The sequence below is a fragment of the Achromobacter sp. genome (assembly GCF_036567245.1).
In the GTDB taxonomy this organism is placed as follows: domain Bacteria; phylum Pseudomonadota; class Gammaproteobacteria; order Burkholderiales; family Burkholderiaceae_B; genus Achromobacter.
In genome coordinates, this window is the sequence record NZ_DATCUY010000513.1 from 1 (window position 1) to 2373 (window position 2373).

The 2373-nt window shown below is 67.2% G+C and carries 2 protein-coding genes; one reads left to right on the forward strand and one right to left on the reverse strand.

Going from position 1 to position 2373, the window contains the following annotated elements; all coding sequences use genetic code 11:
* Nucleotides 1–108 precede the first annotated feature (108 nt).
* Nucleotides 109–1467 carry a glutathione-disulfide reductase gene (gorA, locus tag VIR09_RS21610; protein ID WP_332014713.1) on the reverse strand — a complete coding sequence of 453 codons (1359 nt, stop codon included), beginning with the start codon at nt 1465–1467 and terminating at the stop codon, nt 109–111.
* Nucleotides 1468–1638: 171 nt separating this feature from the next.
* Here gorA and VIR09_RS21615 point away from each other — a divergent pair, with 171 nt between their 5' ends.
* Entirely contained in the window at nt 1639–2262 is a 624-nt protein-coding gene (locus tag VIR09_RS21615; RefSeq protein ID WP_332014714.1) for a LysE family translocator, read from the forward strand.
* Nucleotides 2263–2373 lie beyond the last annotated feature (111 nt).

Here is a 2373-nt window from a genome sequence, read left to right on the forward strand (position 1 = left end):
CAGGCAGGCGCGGCCCGGAGACGTCTTTGCCTTTTTCATCAATGGCACGAAGGAACGCGCGCCGATGGCGGCGCGCGCCATGATCGAACGCCTGTAGCGCGCCCCGCCTTACTGGGCGACGGGCGTGCGCAGGGTCACGAACTCTTCGGCCGCCGTGGGATGGATGCCGATGGTCTCGTCGAACACCTGCTTGGTCGCGCCGGCCTTCAGTGCAATCGCGATGCCCTGCACGATCTCGCCGGCGTCCGGGCCGACCATGTGCACGCCCAGCACGCGGTCGGTCTTGGCGTCCACGATCAGCTTCATCAGCGTCTTTTCCTGCGACTCGGTCAAGGTCAGCTTCATGGGCCGGAAGCGGCTCTCGAACAGCTTGACCTCGTGGCCCGCCGCGCGCGCCTCTTCGGTGGTCATGCCCACCGTGCCGATGTTGGGCAGGCTGAACACCGCGGTCGGAATCAGCTGGTAGTCGACCTTGCGGTATTCCTCGGGCCGGAACAGGCGCCGCGCCACCGCCATGCCTTCCGCCAGCGCGACCGGCGTCAGCGGCACCCGGCCGATCACGTCGCCGATGGCCAGGATGGAAGGCTCGGCCGTGCGGTATTCGTCATTCACCTCGATGAAGCCGCCCTTGCCCAGCTTGACCGCCGTGTTTTCCAGCCCCAGGTTGTCCAGCATCGGCCGGCGACCGGTGGCGTAGAACACGCAGTCGGCCTCGATCACGGAGCCGTCCTTCAGCGTGGCGGCGAGCGTGCCGTCCGCCTGCTTGTCGATGCGCGTCACTTCCGAATTGAAGCGCAGGTCGATGCCCTTCTTGGTCAGCTCGTCGCGCAGATGTTCGCGCACGCCCTGGTCGAAGCCGCGCAGGAACAGCGGGCCGCGGTAGACCTGGGTGGTCTGCGCGCCCATGCCATTGAAAATGGAGGCGAATTCGACCGCGATGTAGCCGCCGCCCACCACCAGCACGCGGCGCGGCAGTTCCTTCAGGAAAAAAGCCTCGTTCGAGGTGGTGGCGTGTTCCTTGCCCGGAATGTCCGGCACCTGCGGCCAGCCGCCGGTCGCCACCAGGATGTTGGCGGTGCTGTAGGACTTGCCGTTGATCTCGACCGTATGGGGATCCACGATGCGGGCATGGCCTTCCAGCAGGGTCACGCCGCTATTGACCAGCAAATTTCGGTAAATGCCGTTAAGACGCTCGATTTCCCGATTCTTGTTCGCAATCAGCGTAGGCCAGTCGAAGCGGGGCTCGCCGGCGTTCCAGCCGAAGCCGCGCGCCTGCTCGAAGTCTTCGCTGTAGTGGGCGCCATAGACCAGCAGCTTCTTGGGCACGCAGCCCACGTTGACGCAAGTGCCGCCCAGGTAACGGCTTTCCGCCACCGCCACGCGCGCGCCGAAACCGGCCGCGAAGCGCGCCGCGCGCACGCCGCCAGAACCCGCGCCGATCACAAACAGATCAAAATCGAATGCCATGGTGTTTCCTTCGCGTCGCCTTGCAGCGCCGCGCTCACTGTCCGGGAAAGCTGTATTTAACACTACCCGGCGCTCGCGCCCTCCCGGGCGCGGTTTGCAGGCGGCCGCGATTGCTATACAGTTTGCCGCAGGCTGGCCGCCGCGCGCAGCCCCACCCCTGGAGCAGATCCCATGTCGCTTGAAACCTGGCTGGCCTTTCTGGGCGCGTCCGCCCTCCTCGTGATGTTGCCCGGCCCCACGATACTCACCGTCATCAGCTACTCCATCGCGCAAGGCAGGCGCGCCCGCCTGCCGCTGGTGCTGGCGGTGGCGCTGGGCGACTCCACCGCCCTGCTGCTGTCGCTGCTGGGCCTGGGCGCCCTGCTGGCGACGTCGGCGTTCTGGTTCACGGTGGTCAAGATCGTAGGTGGCCTGTACCTGCTGTACCTGGGTTTCAAGCTGCTGCGCGCCGGGGTCTCGCCCGCGACCTTGCCCACAGCCACCGCGTCGGGTTCGCGCTGGAAGCTGTTCGCCAACACCTATCTGGTGACGGCGCTGAACCCCAAGGGCATCATCTTCTTCGTGGCCTTCCTGCCGCAATTCATCGACCCGGCGGGCGACGTGACGCGCCAGCTCTGGATACTGTCGGCCACCTTCGTCGCCTGCGCCGGCATCAACGCCATGGCCTACGCCATCTTCGCCGGGTCCGCCCGCCGCCTGCTGGCTTCGCCGCGCGCCCAGCGCGGCTTCAACCTGGGCGGCGGCGCCATGCTGTCCGCCGCAGGCATCTGGGCCCTGCTGGCACGCCGGGTCTAGGCCAGCCGCCCGTTACGGCAAGGCGGCGGACACGGCGTCGGGGGGGATCCCGTAACGCGCGATGGCCTCAGCCGCCTTGGCCGGTTCAAGCAAGCCCTCGTCCGCCAGCGC

Coding starts and splice junctions, on each gene's coding strand:
- gorA (WP_332014713.1), bottom strand. CDS start 1,467: ATGGCATTCGATTTTGATCTGTTTGTGATCGGCGCGGGTTCTGGCGGC.
- VIR09_RS21615 (WP_332014714.1), top strand. CDS start 1,639: ATGTCGCTTGAAACCTGGCTGGCCTTTCTGGGCGCGTCCGCCCTCCTC.